The 22640-nt window shown below is 69.3% G+C and carries 18 protein-coding genes; all 18 read left to right on the top strand.

Features of this window, described 5'->3' with window-relative positions:
* Positions 1–34 precede the first annotated feature (34 nt).
* On the top strand, positions 35–781 hold the full coding sequence (locus DLJ49_RS03440) for a cytochrome c biogenesis CcdA family protein (protein ID WP_115392127.1): 747 nt from the start codon (positions 35–37) through the stop codon (positions 779–781).
* A gap of 181 nt (positions 782–962) precedes the next feature.
* Positions 963–1604 carry a thioredoxin family protein gene (locus DLJ49_RS03435; RefSeq protein ID WP_115392126.1) on the top strand — a complete coding sequence of 214 codons (642 nt, stop codon included), beginning with the start codon at positions 963–965 and terminating at the stop codon, positions 1602–1604.
* 239 nt (positions 1605–1843) lie between these two features.
* Positions 1844–2320, top strand: coding sequence for a sulfur oxidation c-type cytochrome SoxX (gene soxX / locus DLJ49_RS03430; protein ID WP_115392125.1), 477 nt, complete (start codon positions 1844–1846; stop codon positions 2318–2320).
* Positions 2321–2370: 50 nt separating this feature from the next.
* On the top strand, positions 2371–2787 hold the full coding sequence (gene soxY / locus DLJ49_RS03425) for a thiosulfate oxidation carrier protein SoxY (RefSeq protein WP_115392124.1): 417 nt from the start codon (positions 2371–2373) through the stop codon (positions 2785–2787).
* Between the two features lie 30 nt (positions 2788–2817).
* Entirely contained in the window at positions 2818–3147 is a 330-nt protein-coding gene (soxZ, locus tag DLJ49_RS03420; protein ID WP_115392123.1) for a thiosulfate oxidation carrier complex protein SoxZ, read from the top strand.
* An 84-nt stretch (positions 3148–3231) separates the two neighbouring features.
* Complete coding sequence (soxA, locus tag DLJ49_RS03415) at positions 3232–4089, top strand: sulfur oxidation c-type cytochrome SoxA (protein WP_115392122.1); 858 nt, start codon at positions 3232–3234, stop codon at positions 4087–4089.
* A gap of 133 nt (positions 4090–4222) precedes the next feature.
* On the top strand, positions 4223–5920 hold the full coding sequence (gene soxB, locus DLJ49_RS03410; RefSeq protein ID WP_115392121.1) for a thiosulfohydrolase SoxB: 1698 nt from the start codon (positions 4223–4225) through the stop codon (positions 5918–5920).
* 37 nt (positions 5921–5957) lie between these two features.
* A complete protein-coding gene (gene soxC, locus DLJ49_RS03405) occupies positions 5958–7253 on the top strand; it encodes a sulfite dehydrogenase (RefSeq protein WP_115392120.1) in 1296 nt (431 codons plus the stop codon).
* On the top strand, positions 7237–8700 hold the full coding sequence (locus tag DLJ49_RS03400) for a c-type cytochrome (RefSeq protein WP_199533290.1): 1464 nt from the start codon (positions 7237–7239) through the stop codon (positions 8698–8700). Before soxC ends, DLJ49_RS03400 begins: the two co-directional genes overlap by 17 nt.
* A 14-nt stretch (positions 8701–8714) precedes the next feature.
* The gene (locus tag DLJ49_RS03395; protein ID WP_115392119.1) at positions 8715–9434 is read left to right on the top strand and encodes a c-type cytochrome; all 720 of its coding nucleotides are present in this window, start codon (positions 8715–8717) and stop codon (positions 9432–9434) included.
* 79 nt (positions 9435–9513) lie between these two features.
* Entirely contained in the window at positions 9514–10776 is a 1263-nt protein-coding gene (locus DLJ49_RS03390; RefSeq protein ID WP_115392118.1) for an NAD(P)/FAD-dependent oxidoreductase, read from the top strand.
* 138 nt (positions 10777–10914) lie between these two features.
* A complete protein-coding gene (locus DLJ49_RS03385) occupies positions 10915–12441 on the top strand; it encodes an AMP-binding protein (protein ID WP_115392117.1) in 1527 nt (508 codons plus the stop codon).
* 387 nt (positions 12442–12828) lie between these two features.
* Positions 12829–14145 carry an urea ABC transporter substrate-binding protein gene (gene urtA / locus DLJ49_RS03380; RefSeq protein ID WP_115392330.1) on the top strand — a complete coding sequence of 439 codons (1317 nt, stop codon included), beginning with the start codon at positions 12829–12831 and terminating at the stop codon, positions 14143–14145.
* A 113-nt stretch (positions 14146–14258) separates the two neighbouring features.
* A complete protein-coding gene (urtB, locus tag DLJ49_RS03375) occupies positions 14259–16214 on the top strand; it encodes an urea ABC transporter permease subunit UrtB (protein ID WP_369932471.1) in 1956 nt (651 codons plus the stop codon).
* 3 nt (positions 16215–16217) lie between these two features.
* Positions 16218–17498: an urea ABC transporter permease subunit UrtC gene (urtC, locus tag DLJ49_RS03370; RefSeq protein ID WP_115392116.1), complete on the top strand. Its 1281-nt coding sequence runs from the start codon at positions 16218–16220 to the stop codon at positions 17496–17498.
* Positions 17495–18235 carry an urea ABC transporter ATP-binding protein UrtD gene (gene urtD / locus DLJ49_RS03365; RefSeq protein ID WP_115392115.1) on the top strand — a complete coding sequence of 247 codons (741 nt, stop codon included), beginning with the start codon at positions 17495–17497 and terminating at the stop codon, positions 18233–18235. The genes urtC and urtD overlap by 4 nt, the downstream gene beginning before the upstream one ends.
* A gap of 55 nt (positions 18236–18290) precedes the next feature.
* Entirely contained in the window at positions 18291–18986 is a 696-nt protein-coding gene (gene urtE / locus DLJ49_RS03360) for an urea ABC transporter ATP-binding subunit UrtE (protein ID WP_115392114.1), read from the top strand.
* 178 nt (positions 18987–19164) lie between these two features.
* A complete protein-coding gene (gene mfd / locus DLJ49_RS03355) occupies positions 19165–22638 on the top strand; it encodes a transcription-repair coupling factor (RefSeq protein WP_199533288.1) in 3474 nt (1157 codons plus the stop codon).
* The last annotated feature ends 2 nt before the right edge of the window (positions 22639–22640 follow it).

Genomic DNA, 22640 nt, shown 5'->3' with positions numbered 1-22640 from the left:
ACCGCGCCCCATGCAGGCCGGTTGGGGAGGAGACATGCTCGACGTCACCCTGATGGGCGCGCTCGCCGCGGGCCTCCTGTCGTTCCTGTCGCCCTGCATCCTGCCCATCGTGCCGTTCTACCTGTCCTACATGGCGGGCGTCGGCATGAACCAGATCTCGGCGGGGGCCGACGGCACGGCCGTCCTTACCCCTGCGGTGCGCATGCGTGCGGTGATCTCGGCGGCATGCTTCGCGCTCGGGGTCATCACGATCTTCGTGGCGATGGGCGCGGGGGCCTCGGCGCTCGGCCAGCTCGTCACGCAGTACATGGACTGGCTGCGGATGGGCGCGGCTGCCCTGATCGTGGTGATGGGGCTGCATTTCCTCGGCGTGTTCCGCATCGGCTTTCTTTACCGGCAGTTCCGGGCCGAGGCAGGGGACACGTCGAACATGTCGTTCCTCGGCGCCTACGTGATCGGCCTCGCCTTCGCCTTCGGCTGGACACCCTGCGTCGGCCCGGTGCTGGCCGCGATCCTGTTCACCGCGGCGACCGAGGCGGCGGGCGCGGGGCGCGGGGCGCTGTTGCTGTTCACCTACGGGGTGGGGATGACGCTGCCCTTCGTGCTGGCCGCCCTCTTCATCGGGCCGTTCATGCGCTGGATGGCCGGCTTTCGCCGTCACCTCGACAAGATCGAGAAGGTGATGGGCGCGCTGTTGATCCTGTTCGGCGTGCTGATCGGCACGAACTCGACGAACGTGATCGCTCAATGGATGCTCAACTACATCCCGGCGATGGGCTGAGCGCGGTGCACGGGCCGAACACCCTTCCCCGCCCGACCACTCCGGGCCGGACATTCGTTTCGCCGTGTCGGGCCGTTGCGCGACGCGCTCCTTTTCGCACCGTGCCGCTGCGGCGCGGCATTGCCCCGTCCGGCGCCGCCGGCACATCATCGACACAGCACCGCCCCAGGGAGGACGCCGAATGACCCGCCACAGCCCGCTCCGCGAGAGCCTCGCCCGCTTCACCCGCCGCCTCGCGCTCGCCGCGGGGCTGTCGCTCGTGGCGGCGCCGCTGGCGCTGTCCGCCGCCGCCGAGGGCTGGGTCGGCGACGACGGCCTGCACAAGCAGGCATGGATGCGCGACACCTTCCTCGATCTGGGAGAGGATCTCGCCGAGGCGCAGGCCGAGGGCAAGCGCATGGTCATCTTCTTCGAGCAGCGGGGATGCATCTACTGCATCCAGATGCACGAGGAGGTGTTCTCCGATCCCGACGTGTCGCAATACATCGAGGACAATTTCTTCGTCGTGCAGCTCAATCTGCACGGCGACCGCGAGGCGGTCGATCTCGACGGCGACGCGCGGCCGGAAAAGGCGCTGGCGCGGAAATGGGGCATTCTCTTCACGCCGACGCTGCTCTTCCTGCCCGAAGAAGCGCCCGACGGCGCCACCGTGTCCGAGGCCGCGGTGGCGACGATGCCCGGCGCATTCGGCAAAGGCACGACGATCGACATGTTCACCTGGGTGAACGAGAAGCGCTACGAGATGATCGACGACACCGGCGAGGACTTCCAGCGCTACCACGCCCGCCGGATCGAGGAGCGCTCGAACGGCAGCTTCGACTGAGCCGGGCGTGCGGGTGGGGGGCGGATGCCGGGCGCCCCGCCGCGACCGGACCCGCCGCGACCGGAAAAGATCACCTGCATATGGTGTTAATTGCTGCATTGCAGCGCAACATGGGGCGCCCCTGCGGCCAAATGTGAATTCACAAAATGGAATTCGTCATTGCCAGGTCACGCGTTCGTGCGCTACGGTATGCAGATAACGAGCAAGGCCCGGTCCACGGGCTCCGCCAGGGAGGACACATGAAACGCGCACTGCTCTCGACCATCGCCGCAGGACTCGTCGCGGCTCCCGCGCTCGCGCAGGAGATCGCGCCCACGCAGGTCGCGTGGGAGGAGGAGGTGGCGATCCCGACCCCGCTGACCGACGCGGCGCCCGACGTCGAGAACGGCAAGGTCCTGATGAACAAGGGGGCGGGCAACTGCATCGCCTGCCACCAGGTCACCGACCTGTCCGACCTTGCGTTCCATGGCGACATCGGCCCCTCGCTCGACGGGGTGGGCGCGCGCTGGTCGGAGGCCGAATTGCGCGGCATCCTGGCCGACGCCAAGCGGATGTTCCCCGGCACGATGATGCCCTCGTTCTACCGCACCGAGGGGTTCGTCCGCGTGGGCGAGGCCTATACCGGCAAGGCCAAGGAGGGCGAGGTCACGCCCCTGCTGACGGCGCAGGAGATCGAGGATCTCGTCTCCTACCTGAAGACCCTGAAATACCAGTGAGAGATGCCAGCGGGCCGTGCCCGCGCCCCATCCAACCAGAGGAGCCTGACATGATCTTTTCCCGTCGCGAGACGCTGGCCCTGGGCCTCGGCGCCGCCGCGCTGGGCGTGCTGCCCTTCCGTGTCAATGCCGCCACCGAGGACGCGATCGCCGAGTTCGCCGGCGGTGCCGACGTGGGCGAAGGCGGCATCACGCTGATCGCCCCCGAGATCGCCGAGAACGGCAATACCGTGCCGATCGAGGTCGACGCGCCCGGCGCGACCGAGGTCATGGTGCTGGCCGCCGGCAACCCGCTGCCCGGCGTCGCCACCTTCAAGTTCGGCCCGCTCGCCGGCTCGCAGCACGCCTCCACCCGAATCCGCCTCGCCGGCACGCAGGACGTGATCGCCGTGGCGAAGATGGCCGATGGCTCGGTGGTGCAGACCAGCGCCCTGGTCAAGGTGACGATCGGCGGCTGCGGCGGCTGAGCGACGCGACAGGATCGAGGAGAGAGACACATGGCAGACAACGTCAAACCCCGCGTCCGCGCCCCCCGCTCGACGGCGGCCGGCGAGACCCACACGCTCAAGACGCTGATCTCGCACCCGATGGAGTCGGGCCAGCGCAAGGACAGCGACGGCAACACCATTCCGCGCTCGATCATCCACCGTTTTACCTGCGAGTATGACGGCGAGATGGTGATCGACGTGACGATGGAGCCCGCGATCTCGACCAACCCGTATTTCGAGTTCGAGGCCAAGCTGCCCGGGCCGGGCGAGTTCGTCTTCACGTGGTATGACGACGACGGCTCGGTCTACACCGAGACGGCCACGGTCGAAGCGGCCTGATCGTTTTCGGGCAGGCCGACCCCAGGCGCACATGCGGCGTCCCGGCGCAAGAACCGGGGCGTCGGCACCCCAGGGAGGAACCACATGAAAATCAAGGCATTTCTGGCCACGGCAGGGGCCGCCGCCCTGCTTGCCTCGGGCGCTCTGGCCCAGCAGACCGGGCCCGACGACGACAACCTCGTCGTCAACGGCGAGATCGACATCGTCACGGACGCGCCGGCGCCGGAGCACCTGGAATACGTCCGCACGATCTATTCCGGCTGGCGCTTCCGCTCTGACGAGACGCAGGCGCTGCAGATGGACGATTTCGACAACCCGGCCTTCATCTTCGTCGACCAGGCGCGCGATGTCTGGAACGCGGAGATCGGCACAAACGGCGAGTCCTGCGCCGCGTGCCACGAAGAGCCGGAGAGCATGCGTGGCCTGCGCGCCGAACTCCCGCACTGGAACGAGGAGAAGGGCGAGGTCTACACCGCCGAGATGTACATCAACGACTGCCGGACCGAGCGGATGGGCCTCGAGCCCTGGGGCTGGGACAGCGGCGACATGAAGAACATGACGGCCCTCATCGCCTCGGTCTCGCGCGGGCTGCCGATCAACGTCGCCACCGACGGGCCGGTGAAGGAGGCGTGGGAGAAGGGCAAGGAGATCTACTACACCCGCTTCGGTCAGCTCGAGCTCGCCTGCGCCAACTGCCACGAGGACAATTACGGCCGGATGATCCGCGCCGACCACCTGAGCCAGGGCCAGACCAACGGCTTCCCGGTCTATCGGCTCAAGCAGGCGGGCCTGGTGTCGAAGCACAACCGGTTCCGCGGCTGCATCCGCGACACCCGCGCCGAGACCTTCTCGGTCGGCAGCCCCGAGTTCGTCGCGCTCGAGCTCTACGTCGCCTCGCGCGGCAACGGTCTGATGGTCGAGGGCCCCGCCGTCCGCAACTGATCGGAAAAGCCCCGCCCGGGAGACCGCGGCGGGGCTTTTTCCACCCTGATACATTCAAATTCGCGCATGCGTGTGCGGATTTGTCTCATGGACAGAACCGGCGACTCACTCCGCCGCAAGGAAGGACAAGAGCATGATCTCCCGCCGCGATTTCCTGCAGGCATCCATGGCGGCCTCGGCCGTGGTCGGCGCGTCGGGCTTCGGCAACTGGGCGCGGCTCGCGGCGCAGCAGGCGCTGACGCAGGACCAGCTTCTGGAGTTCGACACGTTCGGCAACGTCTCGCTGATCCATGTCACCGACATCCACGCGCAGCTCAAGCCGATCTACTTCCGCGAGCCCGAGATGAATCTGGGCGTCGGCGACAACAGGGGTCTCGTGCCGCACGTCACCGGCGCCGAGTTCCGCCGCCTCTACGGGATCGACGACGGCTCGCCCTCGCACTACGCGCTGACCTACGACGACTTCACCGCGCTCGCCCGCGAATACGGCAGGATGGGCGGGATGGACCGGGTGGCGACCGTTGTGAAGGCGATTCGCGCCGCCCGCCCGGATGCCTTGCTGCTCGACGGCGGCGACACCTGGCACGGCTCCTACACCTGCTTCCACACGCAAGGCGGCGACATGGTGAACGTGATGAACGCGCTCGCCCCCGACGCCATGACCTTCCACTGGGAGTTCACGCTGGGCCAGGACCGCGTGCGCGAGCTGGTCGACGGGCTGCCCTATGCGGCCCTCGGCCAGAACATCTTCGACGCGATGTGGGACGAGCCGGCCGAGCACTTCAAGCCCTACGAGCTGTTCGAGCGGGGCGGCACGCTGATCGCCGTGATCGGGCAGGCCTTCCCCTACATGCCGATCGCCAACCCGGGCTGGATGTTCCCCGACTACACGTTCGGCATCCGCGACGAGAACATGGCGGCGATGGTCGAGGAGGTGCGGGGGCAGGGGGCCGAGCTGGTCGTCGTGCTGTCGCACAACGGCTTCGACGTCGACAAGAAGATGGCCGCGACGGTGCCCGGGATCGACGTGATCCTGTCGGGCCACACCCACGACGCGCTGCCCGAGCCGGTGCTGGTGGGCGAGACGATCGTGGTGGCGAGCGGGTCGAACGGCAAGTTCGTCAGCCGTGTCGACCTCGACGTGCGCGACGGGCGCATGATGGGCTTCCGCCACAAGCTGATCCCCGTCTTCGCCGACGTGATCGAGCCCGACGCCGAGATGGCGGCGGTGATCGACGAGCAGCGTGCGCCCTTCGAGGCCGAGCTGACAGAGGTGATCGGCAAGACCGAGAGCCTGCTCTACCGCCGCGGCAACTTCAACGGCACCTGGGACGACCTGATCTGCGACGCGCTGCTCGCCGAGCGCGACGCCGAGATCGCCATGTCGCCCGGCGTGCGCTGGGGGCCCTCGCTGATCCCCGGGCAGGACATCACGCGCGAGGACATCTGGAACGTCACCTCGATGACCTATCCCAACGCCTACCGCACCGAGATGACCGGCGAGTTCCTGCATGTCGTGCTCGAGGACGTGGCCGACAATCTCTTCAACGTCGATCCCTACTACCAGCAGGGGGGCGACATGGTCCGCACCGGGGGCCTCGGCTACCGGATCGACGTGACCAAGGAGCAGGGCGACCGCATCACCGACATGACCCTGCTCGCCACGGGCGAGCCCATCGACCCCGCGCGCAGCTACGTCGTCGCGGGCTGGGCCAGCGTGAACGAGGGCACCGAGGGCCCGCCGATCTGGGAGGTGGTGGAAAGCCACATCCGCAAGCAGGGCACCGTCTCGGTGGGCCAGAACGACAGCGTGACGGTGGTGGGCGCCTGACGCGCCGCCCGCCGCCCCATCACAGGAGGCACCTTCCATGACCACCAGCTACAAGGGCCACAAGCCGCCACGGCGCGGCGACGGCACGCTCCCCTCGCGCCGGGCGGTGCTCGGCGGTGCGCTCGGTCTCGCCGGCGGTGCCGCGGCGGCCACGGTCGGCCGCGCCGCGCCCGACCCCGCGATCACCGAGATCCCGCCCTGGATGCGCTATCTCGGCGACCCGGTGGATGCCGCCCCCTACGGGATGCCCTCCGAGCACGAGGCCCATGTCGTGCGCCGCACCGTGTCGTGGCTGACCGCCGACAACGTCTCGTCGATCAACTTTACCCCGCTCCACGACCTCGACGGCATCATCACGCCCAACGGCGTGTGCTTCGAGCGGCACCATTCGGGCGCGGCCCACATCGACCCCGCCCAGCACCGGCTGATGATCAACGGCCTCGTCGACACGCCGCTCGTGTTCACGATGGAAGACATCCTGCGCTTCCCGCGCGAGAACCACGTCTACTTCCTCGAATGCGCGGCGAACACCGGCATGGAGTGGCGCGGCGCGCAGCTCAACGGCTGCCAGTACACCCACGGCATGATCCACAACGTCATGTATACCGGCGTGCCGCTGCGGCTGATCCTCGAACAGGCCGGCGTGAAGACGAACGGAAAGTGGATCATGCCCGAAGGCGCCGACGCCGCCGCGATGACCCGCTCGATCCCGATGGAGAAGGCGCTCGACGACTGCCTCGTGGCCTTCAAGATGAACGGCGAGGCGCTGCGCGTCGAGCAGGGCTACCCCCTTCGGCTCGTGGTGCCCGGCTGGGAAGGCAACATGTGGGTGAAGTGGCTGCGCCGCATCGAGGTGGGCGACGCGCCGTGGCACCACCGCGAGGAGACGTCGAAATACACCGACCTGCTGGAAAACGGGAAGGCCCGCCGTTTCACCTGGGAGATGGACGCGAAGTCGGTCATCACCAATCCCAGCCCGCAGGCCCCCATCACCCACGGCCCCGGCCACACGGTGATCACGGGCGTCGCCTGGTCGGGCCGCGGCACCGTGCCCCGCGTCGACGTCACCATCGACGGCGGCAGGAACTGGCACCAGGCCCGCATGTCGGGCCCCTCGATGGACAAGTCGATGCACCGTTTCTACTTCGAGTTCGAGTGGGACGGAAAACCGCTCCTGCTGCAGAGCCGGGCGCACGACTCCACCGGCTACGTCCAGCCGACAAAGCAGCAGCTGCGCGAATGGCGCGGCGTGAACTCGATCTACCACAACAACGGCATCCAGACCTGGTATGTCGACGAGAGCGGAGTGGCCGAGAATGTCGAAATTTCATAATCAGCTCGCGCTCGTCTCCGTCTCGGTGATCGCGCTGGTCGCCGGCTCGATCTATTACTACGAACGCGCCGCCCACGAGGCCGAACTGGCTGCCGAGGCCGCCGCGCAGGCCGCCGAGGAGGAGCGACTGCGCGCCGAGGCCGCGGCGGCGCTGGCCGAGCGGCAGGCAGAGGCAGCCGCGAGCGCGGATGCCGAGGGAGCGCAGGCCGACGCTGTCGCCGAGGCGCCAGCGCCCGTCGACCCCCAGGAAACCGCGGCCGCGGCGCCCGACGGCGCCGTCGAGACGCAGGAGATCGCCGTGGCCGATGAAAGCTCCCTGCACGGTCACGGCGATGCCGGCACCGCGCCCATCGCCTCGATCATCGCCGGCGCCGCCGTCGCGCAGTCGGTCGACAGCCCCGCCATCGACGCGACCGGCGTGAGCTACGGCCTCGGCCGCGAGGCGCTGCAAGAGGAGATCGCCGCCTGGGACATCGACGTGCGCCCCGACGGGCAGGGCCTGCCCGAGGGCTCGGGCGACGTCTGGACGGGCGAGGAGGTCTTCATCGAGAAATGCGCCGCCTGCCACGGCGATTTCGCCGAGGGGCTCGACCGCTGGCCGGTGCTGGCCGGCGGGTGGGATTCGCTCACCCATGACCGCCCCGAGAAGACCATCGGCTCGTACTGGCCGTATCTCTCGACGGTGTTCGACTACGTGAACCGGGCCATGCCCTACGGCGACGCGCAGTCGCTGAGCGCCGACGAGGTCTACGCGATCACCGCCTACCTGCTCTATTCCAACGCGGTGGTGGAGGATGACTTCACCCTCAGCCACGAGAACTTCACCGAGGTCCGCCTGCCCAACGAGGACGGCTTCTTCATGGACGACCGGGCTGAGGGCGAGATCCCCGAATTCACCCGCGAGCCCTGCATGGAGAACTGCAAGGACGAGGTGCAGATCACCATGCGCGCGGTGATCCTCGACGTGACGCCCGATGCCGAGGGCACCGAGGGGATGGATCTCGAGGGCGGCGGCGGCGCCTCCGCTCCGGCGGCGGGCGAGACGGTCGAGACCGCCTCGGTCGCGCCTGCCACCGAGGAGGTCCCCGCGGCCGAGGCGACTGCCGAGGCCGCCGCCGAACCCGACCCCGCGCTCGTCGCGCAGGGCGAGGCGGCGTTCCGCCAGTGCCAGGCCTGCCACCAGATCGGCGAGGGCGCGGTCAACCGCGTCGGGCCGCACCTCAACGGCGTGATGGGGCGCACGGCCGGTGCGGTCGACGGCTTCCGCTACTCGCCGGTGATGGCCGAGGCGGGAGAGGGCGGCCTCGTCTGGACGTCGCAGACGCTGCACGACTTCCTGTCGAATCCGCGCGACTACCTGCGCGGCACCAAGATGTCGTTCGCGGGCTTCCGCGACGAGAGCGACATCGCCGCGGTCACCGCTTACATCGAGACGTTCAGCAACTGATGGCGGGACGTCGCATGTCCCCCGCCGTCCGGCCGGCCGCTGTCGCGGCCGCCCTCGGGGCGCTCCTTCTCGGGTCCGGCGGTGCGCACGCCGCCGACCCGGTGGGCGACGTGGATCGGGGCGAGGAGATCTGGCAGGAATGCAGCGCCTGCCACCAGATCGGCGCCGAGGCGACCGACTGGGTGGGGCCGCATCTCAACGGCCTGTTCGGCCGCCGCGCCGCCGCCCATGACGGCTTCGCCTATTCCGACGGGCTGACACGGATGGGCGCCGACGGGCTGGTGTGGACTTTCGAGACGCTCGACGCCTACATCGAAAGCCCGCTCGCCTTCGCCTCGGACACGCGCATGGCCTATCCGGGGCTGGAAGACGCCCAGGAGCGGGCCGACCTGCTCGCCTTCCTGCGCACGTATTCGGCCAGCCCGCAGGACATCCCCGAGGCGCCGCGCACGGCCAACCCCACCGATCACGGGCTCGACCCCGCGATCCTCGCGCTGCAGGGCGACCCCGAATACGGCGAATATCTCTCGTCGGAGTGCACCACCTGCCATCAGGCCGACGGCTCGGCGCAGGGCATCCCCTCGATCACGCAATGGCCCGAGGACGCCTTCGTCATTGCCATGCACGCCTACAAGCGTAAGCTGAGACCGCACCCGGTGATGCAGATGATCGCCGGGCGGCTGAACGACGAAGAGATCGCCGCGCTGGCCGCCTACTTCGCGACGCTCGAGTAGTCAGACGCGACGCGACACGACCGCCACGACCCGCGCCGGAAGACGCGCAGGCGGGCGAAAACCGCAGGGAGGATTTTCCATGTCATTGAACAGACGTCACTTTATCGGGGCCTCGGCGGCCGTGTCGGCCAGCCTGGCCGCGCCGCGCGTGCTCGGCCAGGGCCGCCCGCGCGTGGTGGTGATCGGCGGCGGATCGGGCGGGGCCACCGCGGCCCGCTACATCGCCAAGGATTCGGACGGGGCGATCGACGTCACCCTGATCGAGCCCCAGCGGACCTATTACACCTGCTACTTCTCCAACCTCTACATCGGCGGCTTCCAGGACTACGACGATCTGGGCCACAGCTATGCCCGGCTCGCCAGCGACTACGGCATCAACGTGGTCCACGACACGGCCACGGGCGTCGATCGCGACGCGAAGACGGTGACCACGGCCTCGGGCGAGACGTTCCCCTACGACAAGCTCGTGCTTTCGCCGGGGATCGACTTCGTCGACGGGGCGGTGCCGGGCTGGTCGCTGGCCGCGCAGGACGCGATGCCCCACGCCTACAAGGGCGGCACGCAGGCGGCGCTGCTCAAGGCGCAGATCGAGGCCATGCCCGAGGGCGGGCTCTACGCGATGGTCGCGCCGCCCAACCCCTACCGCTGCCCGCCGGGGCCTTACGAGCGGGTGTCGATGGTCGCCCACCTGCTCACGCAGGTGAACCCGACCGCCAAGATCCTCATCGTCGATCCCAAGGAGAACTTCTCGAAGCAGGCGCTTTTCGAGGAAGGCTGGCAGAAGCACTATTCGGGCATGATCAGCCGCATCGGCCCCGATTTCGGCGGCGACATCGTCGAGGTGAACCCCGCCGAGATGACCGTCTCGATCGACGGGGTGGTCGAGACCGTCGACGCCTGCAACGTCATCCCCGCCCAGAAGGCGGGCCGCATCGCCGAGATCGCGGGCGTGACCGACGGCAGGTGGGCGCCGGTGGAGCCGACGGCGATGCGCTCGACCATGGACGAGAACGTGCACGTTCTGGGCGATGCGAGCCAGCAGGGCGACATGCCCAAGTCGGGGTTCTCGGCCAACAGCCAGGCCAAGGTCGCCGCGATGGCGATCCGCGGCGAGCTGACCGGCAGCCGGGTCTTCCCTGCCAGGTACTCCAACACCTGCTGGTCGCTGATCGCCACCGACGACGGGGTGAAGGTGGGCGCCAACTACGAGCCGACCGACGAGAAGATCGCCTCGACCGGCTCGTTCATCAGCCAGACCGGCGAGGACGCGGCGCTGCGCAGGCAGACCTACGAGGAGAGCCTCGGCTGGTATGCGGGCATCACCGCCGACATGTTCGGCTGAGCCGCGCCCGTCTCGCGCCGGCCCGGGCCATGATCGCGCCGCCATGGCGGCGCGAGGCCTCCGGCGGGGATATTTGACGCAAGAAGAAGGAGGCGGCGCGGCGCTTGACCTCGCCCCCTTCCTCTTTAGAGCGGGGGCATGGCCAACCCGCTGTTCGACCGCCTGTTCGCCCCGCATGTCGGCTCCGACGCGCCGTTCCTGCTGCCGCCGGGCGGCGGGGCGGCGCAGAGCTACGGCGCCTTTCTGGAGGACGCGGCGCGCATCGCCGGGGCGCTGGCCGGGCTCGGTCTCGACCCCGGCGACCGGGTGGCGGTGCAGGTGCCCAAGAGCGCGCGGGCGCTGGCGCTCTATGCCGCCTGCGTGCAGGCGGGCCTCGTCTTTCTGCCGCTGAACACGGCCTACACGGGCGCGGAGCTGGCCTACTTCGTCGAGAACTCGGGCGCGCGGGCGCTCGTCTGCGACCCGGGCGAGGCGGCGCGGCTGGCGGAGCTCGCCGGACGCTGCGGGGCCGAGCTGCTGACGCTGGGCGCAGACGGGCAGGGCACGCTCGCCGATCTCGCCGAGGGGCAGCCCGCGCGCGCGCCGGTGGTCCCGCGCGGGGCGGGCGACCTCGCCGCCCTGCTCTACACGTCGGGCACGACGGGGCGCTCCAAGGGGGCGATGCTGACGCAGGAGAACCTTCTGTCGAACGCGCTCGTGCTGGCCGAGGCCTGGTCGTTCGACGGGCGGGACGTGCTGCTGCACGCGCTTCCGATCTTCCACACCCACGGGCTGTTCGTGGCGACCAACGTGGTGCTGGCCACGGGCGGCGCGATGATCTTCATGCCCGCGTTCGAGGCCGCGGCCGCGCTGGCCGAGCTGCCGAGGGCGACGGCGATGATGGGGGTGCCGACCTTCTACACGCGGCTTCTCGACCGGCCCGACTTCACCAGAGAGGCGGCGGGTCACATGCGCCTGTTCACCTCGGGCTCGGCGCCGCTTCTGGCCGAGACCCACCGGGCGTTCGAGAGGCGCACTGGCCACCGCATCCTCGAGCGCTACGGCATGACCGAGACCAACATGACCACGTCGAATCCCTATGCGGGCGAACGGCGGCCCGGCACGGTCGGCCCGCCGCTGGCGGGGGTGGATCTGCGCATCGTGGCAGAGGGGCGCGAGGTGCCGCGAGGGGCGGTGGGCGAGATCGAGGTGCGCGGCCCGGGCGTCTTCGCCGGCTACTGGGGGATGCCCGAGAAGACGGAGGAAGAGATGACGGCAGACGGGTTCTTTCGCACGGGCGATCTCGCGATGCAGGACGCGGACGGCTACGTGACGATCGTCGGCCGCGCGAAGGACCTGATCATCTCGGGGGGCTACAACATCTACCCCAGGGAGGTGGAGGAGGTGCTCGATGCCGTGCCCGGCGTGCGCGAGGCGGCGGTGATCGGCGTGCCGCACCCCGATTTCGGCGAGAGTCCCGTCGCCGTGGTGGTGGCCGAACCCGGCGGCGCCCCCGATCGCGCCGCGCTGCTCGCCGCCTGTGGCGAGACCCTTGCGCGCTTCAAGCATCCCCGAGAGGTGATCGCGGTGGAGTCGCTTCCGCGCAACGCCATGGGAAAGGTGCAGAAGGCCGAGCTGCGCGCACGCTACGCCGACCTCTTCGCCCCGCCCGCCTCACCCGAGTGAGGGCATCGGCGCCTGGTCGGCCTGCCCGTGCCATGCGCGTCGCGCGCCCGGTTTCGCGCCAGTGCCGGGCTGACGCCGCGTCGTGTCTTTCCCGCGTCGCCCGCTCGACGGGCGTTGCCGAGGCGTATGCCGCTTTTTGAGGCGAAATTCAGGAAATTGGGCTGACGCCGAGTGCCTCGGGGCGGCATGCCCCTGCACGAAAGGCAGGCTGTTGGTAGCAGGAGGGCGCCCGCCGAGCGGTGGGCGGATACGCCGCGCGGGTGCCTCCGGCCAGAGACCCGCCCGCGCGACGGCAACATCTCTGCTGCGCGGGGGAGCATATGCGCCCTGCGGCCGGTGTCCACCGGCCCTACCGTCCGCGCGGCCCCAACGATGGGAACGCTGTCGATGACCAAACGCCTTCTTTTCTCCGCCGCCCCCGCCGCGCTCACGAGCGCCGCGCTCGCCACCGCCGCGCTGACGGGGGCCGCCGTCCCTGCCGCCGCGCAGGACGTGGAATGCCCCGTCAAGGTGGGCGTGCTGCATTCGCTCTCGGGCACCATGGCCATTTCCGAGACCACCCTGAAGGACACGATGGAGATGCTCATCGACCTTCAGAACGAGAAGGGCGGCGTGCTCGGCTGCGAGATCGAGGCGGTCGTGGTCGACCCCGCCTCCGACTGGCCGCTCTTTGCCGAGAAGACGCGCGAGCTGCTGACGGTGAACGAGGTCGACGTGATCTTCGGCGCGTGGACGAGCGTGAGCCGCAAGGCCGTGTTGCCGGTGCTGGAGGAACTGAACGGCCTGATGTTCTACCCCGTCCAGTACGAGGGCGAGGAGAGTTCGAAGAACGTGTTCTACACCGGCGCCGCGCCGAACCAGCAGGCGATCCCGGCGGTCGACTACTTCCTCGAGGAGCTCGGGGTGGAGAAGTTCGCCCTGCTCGGCACCGACTACGTCTACCCGCGCACGACGAACAACATCCTGCAGTCGTACCTGATGGAGAAGGGCATCGCGGAGGAGGACATCTTCGTCAACTACACGCCCTTCGGCCATTCCGACTGGTCGACGATCGTGGCCGACGTGCAGGAGCTTGCCGCGGACGGCAGCTTTGTCGGCGTGGTCTCGACCATCAACGGCGACGCCAACGTGGGCTTCTACAAGGAGCTTGCCGCCTCGGGGATCGACGCGGCCGACATTCCCGTCGTCGCCTTCTCGGTGGGCGAGGAAGAGCTGTCGGGCTTCGACACGTCCAACCTCGTCGGCCACCTCGCGGCGTGGAACTACTTCCAGTCCGCCGACACGCCCGCCAACGCCGAATGGGTCGCCGCATGGAAGGCGCGCATGGGCGAGGACCGGGTGACGAACGACCCGATGGAGGCGCACTACATCGGCTTCAACATGTGGGTGAACGCGGTGACCGAGGCCGGAACGACCGATGTCGATGCGGTGCGCGAGGCGATGTGGGGCCAGGAGTTCCCCAACCTGACCGGCGGCACCGCGGTCATGCTGCCCAACCATCACCTGACCAAGCCAGTGCTGATCGGCGAGATCCAGGCCGACGGCCAGTTCGAGATCATCAGCCAGACCGAAGAGGTGCCGGGCGACGCCTGGACCGACTACCTGCCCGAATCGGCGGTGCTGAAGTCGGATTGGCAGGAGCTCGGCTGCGGTATGTACAACACCGAAACCGAAAGCTGCGTGCAGATCGAGTCGAACTACTGAGGCCGGGTGCCGGGGGCGCCGTGCGCGCCCCCGGCACCTGACGCCCGACTCGTCGTCCCGAACAATCGCCCCGGTCCTTCGTGCGAAGGACCGCTTCAAGGACACGCCGCGCCGTGACGAGATCCCGCCTGTTCTGCGCCCTGATCGCGCTGGTTCTGCTGCTCCCCGTGACTGCCTCGGCGCAGACCCTGCAGGACGTCCTGCAGCGCCACGCGGCCGAGGTGGCCGATCCCGGCCGCCGCACGGTCGGCCCCGTCATCGACGACCTGGTGGCCTCGGGCCTGCCCGGGGTGCCCGGCTTCCTTTCTGCCTGGGCCGACCGCTCGGTCGTGCGGCGGGTCGAGGACGGGCTGTTCTTCGTTGCACGCGAGGGGGACGGCGACACTCTTGCCCTTCTCGACATCGCCACCGGGCAGACCGTCGCCGAGGCCGTGGCGGAGGACGCGATCGAGGAGGTGCGCCCCAATGGCGGCGTGCAGCGGGTGATCGGCACCGCGCTGGTGCAGTTCCAGCTGTCCGATCCCGACATCGCGGTGCGCCGCGACGCCGTGCAGGCGCTCGCCCGCTCGCTCGAGCCTGACCAGATCGCCCCGCTCGAGCGTTCGATCCCGGGCGAGGACGATCCCGCCCTGCGCGCCCGCAAGGAGCAGTTGCTGGCCTACCTGCAGGCGCGCTTCGGCGAGACGCCGCAGGTGCGCATCGCCGCGCTCGACTCGCTCGCGGGCGACCTGTCGGTCGAGACGCGGGCGGTGCTCAACCAGGTGCTCGCCACCGAGTTCCGCATGGCCGAGGCGGCGCCGGAGGGCCCGCGACTCGCCCGCCTGCTCGTGCCGGGCGAGGACATGCCGCGGGCCGACGCCTATGCCGCCCTTGTCGAGGCCGGGCTGGCCGAGCCCGCGCCGACGCCCGCCGAGATGAAGGCGGCGCTCGAGGCCAACATCGTCGAGGGCAGGGTGGGCGGCATCCCCGTCGCGCAGCTCTTCACCGACGCGGCTCGCGCCCGCGCCTACGCCGCGCTGGCCGAGGCCGGCACCGTGCCGCCGCTCGTCACCGAGGCGCAGATCGACGCTTCGCTCGCCGCCCACACCTTCTTCGAGGAGTATATCGAGACCGACGCCGACGTGATCGCCGCCGCCGCCCGCGCGCTGGCCTCGACGCAGACGACGGTCGCGGTGAACCAGGCGTTCGACCTCGGGCTCGACGCCCTGTCGCTCGCCTCGATCTACTTTCTCGCCGCCATCGGCCTCGCCATCACCTTCGGCGTGATGGGCGTGATCAACATGGCCCATGGCGAGTTCATCATGATGGGCGCCTATACGGGCTATGTCGTGCAGCTGGTCGTGCCAGACTACACGCTGTCGCTGCTGATCGCGCTGCCGCTCGCCTTCGCCGTCACCTTCGGCGCGGGCGTGGCGATGGAGCGGCTGGTAATCCGCTGGCTCTACCACCGTCCGCTCGAGACGCTGCTCGCGACCTTCGGCATCTCGATCCTGCTGCAGCAGCTGGCCAAGAACGTCTTCGGCACGCAGGCCCGGCCGCTCACCGCACCCGGCTGGCTCGACGGATCGCTCGTGTTCAACGACGTGGTGGCGATCAGCTACATCCGCGTCGCCATCTTCGTGCTGGCGCTGATCTTCCTGGCCGTCCTGCTCTACGTGCTCAACCGCACCCGGCTGGGGCTCGAGGTGCGCGCCGTCACGCAGAACCCCGGCATGGCCGCCTCGATGGGTATCGACCCCGACCGCATCAACATGCTCACCTTCGGCCTGGGCTCCGGCATCGCCGGCGTCGCGGGCGTGGCCATCGGTCTCTATGCGCAGGTCACCTCTGAGATGGGGCAGGCCTACATCGTGCAATCCTTCATGACCGTGGTCGTCGGCGGCGTGGGCAACGTCTGGGGCACGCTCGCGGGCGCTGGCCTGATCGGCCTCAGCCAGAAGGGGATCGAGTGGCTGAACCCCGCCAACACGCTGGCCGCGCAGACCTACATGATCCTGCTCGTGATCCTGTTCATCCAGTTCCGGCCCCGGGGCATCGTCGCCCTGAAGGGCCGCGCGGCGGAGGCCTGAGCCATGACTGCCACCGTCACGGCCCCTGCCGGGGCGCCGCCCCGTCGCAGCCTGATCGCGCAGAACCCCTCGATCCTGTGGTTCCTCGCCATCCTCGCCACCTTCTGCTTCGGCGTGACCTTCCTGGCCGAAGCGACAGGCACCGGTGCCATCTCGACCTCGATGGTCAAGACGCTGGGCAAGACGCTCTGCCTGTGCCTCGTGGCGCTGGCGATGGACGTGGTCTGGGGGTATTGCGGCATCCTTTCGCTCGGGCACATGGCCTTCTTCGGGCTCGGCGGCTACGCCATCGGCATGTGGCTGATGTATGCGCGCACCGAGATCATCGTCGCGCAGAGCCTGGCCGAGGCGACGCTGCCGCCGACCGAGGCCGAGATCCGCGACGGCATCGCCACGCAGATCTTCGGCGTGGTGGGCGGCAACGAGTTTCCGGCGGTCTGGGCCTTCGCCCACTCGCTCCCGGCGCAACTGGCGATGGTCGTGCTGGTGCCGGGGCTGCTCGCGCTCGTCTTCGGCTGGCTCGCCTTCCGCTCGCGCGTGACCGGCGTCTATCTCTCGATCCTGACGCAGGCGATGACACTCGCGCTCTCGCTCTACCTCTTCCAGAACGACAGCGGGCTGCGCGGCAACAACGGTCTCTCGGGTCTGCAGAACATCCCCGGTCTCGAGAGCCTGGGGCAGGACGTGATCTCGATCGCCTTCTTCTGGGCCTCGGCACTGGCGCTTGCCCTGGGATACCTGCTGTTCGCCTGGATCGTCTCGGGCAAGATGGGCTCGGTCATCCGCGCGATCCGCGACGACGAGGCGCGCGTGCGCTTCCTCGGCTACCATGTCGAGAGCTTCAAGCTCGTCGTCTTCACCCTCACGGCCATCGTCTCGGGCATCGCCGGCGCGCTCTATTATCCGCAGGCGGGCATCATCAACCCGGCCGAGCTGGCGCCCATCGCCTCGATCTACCTCGCGGTCTGGGTGGCGATCGGCGGTCGGGGGCGCCTCTACGGCGCGGTGATCGGGGCGGCCCTCGTGTCGCTGCTCTCGTCCTGGTTCACCGGCGGCGGCGCCCCCGATGTCGACCTCGGAGTCTACACCGTGCAGTGGACGGACTGGTGGCTGGTGCTGCTCGGCGTTTCCTTCGTGCTGGTCACGCTCTTCGCGCCCAAGGGCCTGGGCGGCCTCGTCGACCTGATCGCCGAACGCCGCGCGCCGCAACGGGTGGGCGATTACGGCCCCGACAAGAGCGCGCTGCGGCGCGAGGAAGGGCCGCCGCAGGGGGGCGAGGAATGAGCGCGCTTCTCGAGGTCTCGGGCGTCTCCGTCACCTTCGACGGGTTCCGCGCGATCAACAACCTCTCCATCGCCATCGGCGAGCCCGAGCTGCGCGCGATCATCGGGCCGAACGGGGCCGGCAAGACCACCTTCATGGATATCGTGACCGGCAAGACCCGGCCCGACACCGGTCGCGTCACCTGGGGCGAACGCTCGCTGTCGCTGCTGGGCCTGTCCGAGAGCGCCATCGCCCGCGAGGGGATCGGGCGCAAGTTCCAGAAGCCCACGGTGTTCGAGGCGCAGACGGTGCGCGACAACCTCCGCATGGCGCTGAAGAACCGGCGCGCCCCCCTCGACGTGCTCGTCTGGCGAGAGCGGACCGACGACACCGCCCGAATCGAGGAGATCGCGGCCGAGATCGGCCTGTCGGCCCACCTGCCGCGCATCGCGGGCGAGCTCAGCCACGGCCAGAAGCAATGGCTCGAGATCGGGATGCTGCTGGCGCAGGAGCCGCGGCTGCTGCTGGTCGACGAGCCGGCCGCGGGCATGACGCCGGCCGAGCGCGCGCACACCACAGACCTGCTGAAACGCGCGGCCAGGACGCGAGCGGTGGTGGTGGTCGAACACGACATGGAGTTCGTCCGCCGCCTCGGCTGCAAGGTGACGGTGCTGCACGAGGGTGCGGTGCTGGCCGAAGGCTCGATCGACCACGTCGCGGCGAACCGGGACGTCATCGACGTCTATCTCGGGCGCTGACCCGATGCCGCCGCGCCCCCCCCCATCACCCTTGCCGCCGACCGAGGACGCGCCCATGCTCGACGTCTCCGACCTGACGCTCCATTACGGCCAGAGCCAGATCCTGTTCGGCGTCTCGCTCGCCGCCCGCCGGGGCGAGGTGACGGCGGTGATGGGCACGAACGGGGTGGGCAAGACCTCGCTGCTCAAGGCGCTTGCCGGCCGCCATCCCTACACCGGCGGCACTGTCACGCTCGACGGCGCGCCGCTGCGCCACCCCACCGCCTACGCCGCCGCCCGCGCCGGTATCGCCTACGTGCCGCAGGGGCGCGAGATCTTCCCGCTGCTCACGGTCACCGAAAATCTCGAGACCGCCTTCGCCTGCCTGCCGCGGGACGAGCGGCACATCCCCGACCGGATCTACGAGCTGTTCCCGGTGCTCAAGGAAATGGAGCACCGCCGCGGCGGCGATCTCTCGGGCGGCCAGCAGCAGCAGCTCGCCATCGCCCGCGCGCTGGTGACCCGGCCCCGGGTGCTCCTGCTCGACGAGCCGACCGAGGGCATCCAGCCCAACATCATCCAGCAGATCGGCCGGGTGATCGAACGGCTGCGCGGGGAGGGCGAGATGGCCATCGTGCTGGTCGAGCAGTTCTTCGACTTCGCGTTCGGCCTCGCCGACCGCTTCGTGGCGATGTCGCGGGGAGCCGTCACGCTGTCCGATATCAAGGCCAACGTGACGCGCGACGACATGCTCGCCCGGGTCTCGATCTGAGACGGGCGGGGGGCCAGCCCCCCGCGCCCCCCGGGATATTTGGAGCAAGAAGAAGCCGGGAGATCACGCTGCTTCTTCTTGCCGACAAATATCCCGGGGAGTCGCCCGGAACGGGCGACGGGGCAGCGCCCCATACCCCGTTGACATCGCGCCCGAGGCGGATACGTGAGCGCGGGCCATGACCGCCCCTGCCTCCATCACACCCGGCCGCATCTCGCTCTCGGGCGCGCCCGAGGGCTTCGACGCTTTCCTTGTCGCCCGCGAGCTCGCCCGGGGCGCGCCGGTTGTGCATGTCGCGCGCGACGACAAGCGGCTCGAGGCGATGCGCGCCGCCCTCGCCTTTTTCGCGCCGAACGCGGTGGTCGTGGATTTTCCCGCGTGGGATTGTCTGCCCTTCGACCGCGTCTCGCCCAACCCCGACATCTCGGCCCGCCGCATGGCCACCCTCGCGGCGCTGGCAAAGGGCGCGTTGCCCGGCCCCTTCGTGCTGCTGACGACGCTCTCGGCCGCTGCACAGAAGGTGCCTGCCGCCGAGGTGCTGCGCGAGGCGTCGTTCGTGGCCGAGGTGGGCAGCCGGATCGACGAGGAGGGTTTGCGCGCCTTTCTCGTGCGCATGGGGTTCGTCCAGTCGCCCACGGTGACCGAGCCCGGCGACTACGCGATCCGCGGCGGCATCTTCGACATCTACCCGCCGGGGCAGGAGGGGCCGGTCAGGCTCGACCTGTTCGGCGACGTGCTCGACGGCGCGCGGCGGTTCGACGCCGCGACCCAGCGCACCACCGAGACGCTGAAGCGGGTAGAGCTGGCGCCGGTCTCGGAGGTGATCCTCGACGAGGCGGCAATCACGCGCTTCCGCCAGTCCTACCGGATCGAGTTCGGCGCGGCGGGCACCGACGACCCGCTCTACGAGGCGGTCTCGGCGGGGCGCAAGCATGCCGGCATGGAGCACTGGCTGCCCTTCTTCCACGATCGCCTCGAGACACTGTTCGACTACCTTCCGGCCGCCTCGGTGATGCTCGACGATCAGGTGGAGCCCGCCCGCGTGGCGCGCTGGGAGTCGATCGCCGACAGCTACGACAATCGCGTCGAGGCGATGCGCGCCAAGGGTCGGATCGACAGCGTGTACAAGCCGTGCCCGCCCGGGCTGCTCTACCTTGACGATGCCGGCTGGGAGGGGGCGCTGGCCGGGCGCCGCGTGCTGCAACTGGCGCCGCTGCCCTCGCCGCCGGGGCCGGGGATCGTCGATGCCGGCGGGCGGATCGGGCGCGATTTCGCGCCCGAGCGTCAGCAGGAGAAGGTGAACCTGTTCGGGGCCCTGGCCGATCATGTTCGCGCATTGCACGAGGATCGGCACGTCGTCATCGCCTCCTATTCCGAGGGGGCGCGCGAGCGATTGAAGGGGCTGATCGAGGATGAGGGTCTGGAAGGGCTGACCCTGATCGGGGACGCGCGAGACATCCCCGACAGCGTTCCGCGCGCGGGCGGGCAGGTGCACCTCGCCGTCTGGGCACTGGAGCACGGCTTCACCGCCGAGGGCCTTGCCGTGATCTCCGAGCAGGACGTCCTGGGCGACCGGCTGATCCGCCGCCCGAAGGCGAAGCGGCGGGCCGAGAACTTCCTGACCGAGGCCCAGTCGCTGTCGCCTGGCGATCTCGTGGTGCATGTCGATCACGGGGTGGGCCGCTACAGGGGCCTCGAGGTGGTGCAGGCGCTCGGCGCGGCGCACGAGATGATCCACCTCGAATACGCCGAGCAGGCGCGGCTCTACCTGCCGGTCGAGAATATCGAGCTGCTCAGCCGCTACGGCCACGAGGAAGGATTGCTCGACAAGCTCGGCGGCGGCGCATGGCAGGCCAAGAAGGCGCGGCTGAAGGAGCGGCTGCGGCAGGTGGCCGATCGCCTCATCCGCATCGCGGCCGAACGCGAGTTGCGCAAGGCGCCCGTGCTCGAGCCGGTGGCACACGCCTGGGAAGAGTTTTCCGCCCGCTTTCCCTACCAGGAGACCGAGGACCAGCTGAACGCCATCGAGGATGTGCTGAACGATCTCGACGCGGGCCGCCCGATGGACAGGCTGGTGTGCGGCGACGTGGGCTTCGGCAAGACCGAGGTGGCGATGCGCGCGGCCTTCGTCGCCGCGATGCAGGGCACGCAGGTCGCCGTGATCTGCCCCACGACGCTGCTCGCCCGTCAGCATTTCAAGAGCTTTTCCGAGAGGTTCCGCGGCTTTCCTCTCAAGGTGCGTCAGCTGTCGCGCTTTGTGGGCCAGAAGGAGGCGGCCGAGACGCGCAAGGGCCTGGCCACCGGCGAGGTCGACATCGTGGTGGGCACCCACGCCCTGCTGGCCAAGGGCATCAGGTTTCGCGAGCTGGGCCTGCTGATCATCGACGAGGAGCAGCATTTCGGCGTCTCCCACAAGGAGCGGCTGAAGGAGATGCGCTCGGACGTGCACGTGCTGACGCTGACCGCCACGCCAATCCCCCGGACGCTTCAACTGTCGCTCACAGGTGTCAGGGATCTCAGCATAATCGGCACCCCACCGGTCGACCGTCTGGCGATCCGCACCTACGTCTCCGAGTTCGACACGGTGACGATCCGCGAGGCGCTCCTGCGCGAGCATTACCGCGGGGGGCAGTCGTTCTTCGTCGTGCCGCGCATCAAGGACCTGCCCGAGATGGAGGCGTTCCTGCGCGAGCAGGTGCCGGAGGTGTCGTTCGTCGTCGCGCACGGGCAGATGGCGGCGGGAGAGCTCGACGACCGGATGAACGCCTTCTACGACGGCAAGTTCGACGTCCTGCTGGCCACGACCATCGTCGAGTCGGGCCTCGACATTCCGACCGCGAACACGATGGTCATCCATCGCGCCGACATGTTCGGCCTTGCGCAGCTCTACCAGATCCGGGGCCGGGTGGGCCGGGCCAAGACCCGCGCCTACGCGTTTCTCACCACCAGGCCGCGCGCTCGCCTGACCCCGCAGGCGGAAAAGCGGCTGCGGGTGCTCGGCTCGCTCGACAGCCTGGGCGCGGGCTTCACGCTCGCCAGCCAGGATCTCGACATCCGCGGCGCGGGCAACCTGATCGGCGAGGAGCAGTCGGGCCACGTGCGGGAGGTCGGCTACGAGCTTTACCAGTCGATGCTGGAAGAGGCGATCGCCAAGATCCGGTCGGGCGAGCTGGAGGGGCTGACCGAGCCGGAGGAGCAGTGGGCGCCGCAGATCAATCTCGGCGTGCCGGTGCTGATCCCCGAGGAGTATGTGCCCGACCTCGACGTGCGCCTCGGGCTCTACCGGCGGCTGTCGGGCCTGACGACGAAGGTGGAGCTCGAGGGCTTCGCGGCCGAGCTGATCGACCGCTTCGGCGAGCTGCCGAAGGAGGTCAACACCCTCCTGCTCGTCGTGCGCATCAAGGCGATGTGCAAGCGCGCCCATATCGGCAAGTTCGACGTCGGGCCGAAGGGCGCGACGATCCAGTTCCACGAGGATCGGTTCCCCAACCCCGCGGGGCTGGTCGACTTCGTCAAGGCGCAGGGTGGCCTGGCGAAGATCAAGGACAACAAGGTCGTCGTCCGCCGCGACTGGGCGAGGACGAAGGACAAGGTGCAGGGGGCCTTCGCCATCGCCCGCGACCTCGCGGAAAAGGCCAAGGCGGCCGCCTGAGC

The organism is Rhodovulum sp. 12E13 (assembly GCF_003340565.1).
In the GTDB taxonomy this organism is placed as follows: Bacteria; Pseudomonadota; Alphaproteobacteria; order Rhodobacterales; family Rhodobacteraceae; genus HLUCCA09.
This window is presented reverse-complemented; position numbering and strand designations above follow the sequence as displayed.

Bases quoted from the DNA above. Each gene is read 5' to 3' on its own strand.
- DLJ49_RS03400 (WP_199533290.1), top strand. From the start codon at position 7,237: ATGTCGAAATTTCATAATCAGCTCGCGCTCGTCTCCGTCTCGGTGATC.
- soxY (WP_115392124.1), top strand. From the start codon at position 2,371: ATGATCTTTTCCCGTCGCGAGACGCTGGCCCTGGGCCTCGGCGCCGCC.
- DLJ49_RS03385 (WP_115392117.1), top strand. From the start codon at position 10,915: ATGGCCAACCCGCTGTTCGACCGCCTGTTCGCCCCGCATGTCGGCTCC.
- urtE (WP_115392114.1), top strand. From the start codon at position 18,291: ATGCTCGACGTCTCCGACCTGACGCTCCATTACGGCCAGAGCCAGATC.
- urtD (WP_115392115.1), top strand. From the start codon at position 17,495: ATGAGCGCGCTTCTCGAGGTCTCGGGCGTCTCCGTCACCTTCGACGGG.
- DLJ49_RS03395 (WP_115392119.1), top strand. From the start codon at position 8,715: ATGTCCCCCGCCGTCCGGCCGGCCGCTGTCGCGGCCGCCCTCGGGGCG.
- soxB (WP_115392121.1), top strand. From the start codon at position 4,223: ATGATCTCCCGCCGCGATTTCCTGCAGGCATCCATGGCGGCCTCGGCC.
- soxA (WP_115392122.1), top strand. From the start codon at position 3,232: ATGAAAATCAAGGCATTTCTGGCCACGGCAGGGGCCGCCGCCCTGCTT.
- mfd (WP_199533288.1), top strand. From the start codon at position 19,165: ATGACCGCCCCTGCCTCCATCACACCCGGCCGCATCTCGCTCTCGGGC.
- DLJ49_RS03390 (WP_115392118.1), top strand. From the start codon at position 9,514: ATGTCATTGAACAGACGTCACTTTATCGGGGCCTCGGCGGCCGTGTCG.
- soxC (WP_115392120.1), top strand. From the start codon at position 5,958: ATGACCACCAGCTACAAGGGCCACAAGCCGCCACGGCGCGGCGACGGC.
- urtA (WP_115392330.1), top strand. From the start codon at position 12,829: ATGACCAAACGCCTTCTTTTCTCCGCCGCCCCCGCCGCGCTCACGAGC.
- soxZ (WP_115392123.1), top strand. From the start codon at position 2,818: ATGGCAGACAACGTCAAACCCCGCGTCCGCGCCCCCCGCTCGACGGCG.
- soxX (WP_115392125.1), top strand. From the start codon at position 1,844: ATGAAACGCGCACTGCTCTCGACCATCGCCGCAGGACTCGTCGCGGCT.
- urtC (WP_115392116.1), top strand. From the start codon at position 16,218: ATGACTGCCACCGTCACGGCCCCTGCCGGGGCGCCGCCCCGTCGCAGC.
- DLJ49_RS03440 (WP_115392127.1), top strand. From the start codon at position 35: ATGCTCGACGTCACCCTGATGGGCGCGCTCGCCGCGGGCCTCCTGTCG.
- DLJ49_RS03435 (WP_115392126.1), top strand. From the start codon at position 963: ATGACCCGCCACAGCCCGCTCCGCGAGAGCCTCGCCCGCTTCACCCGC.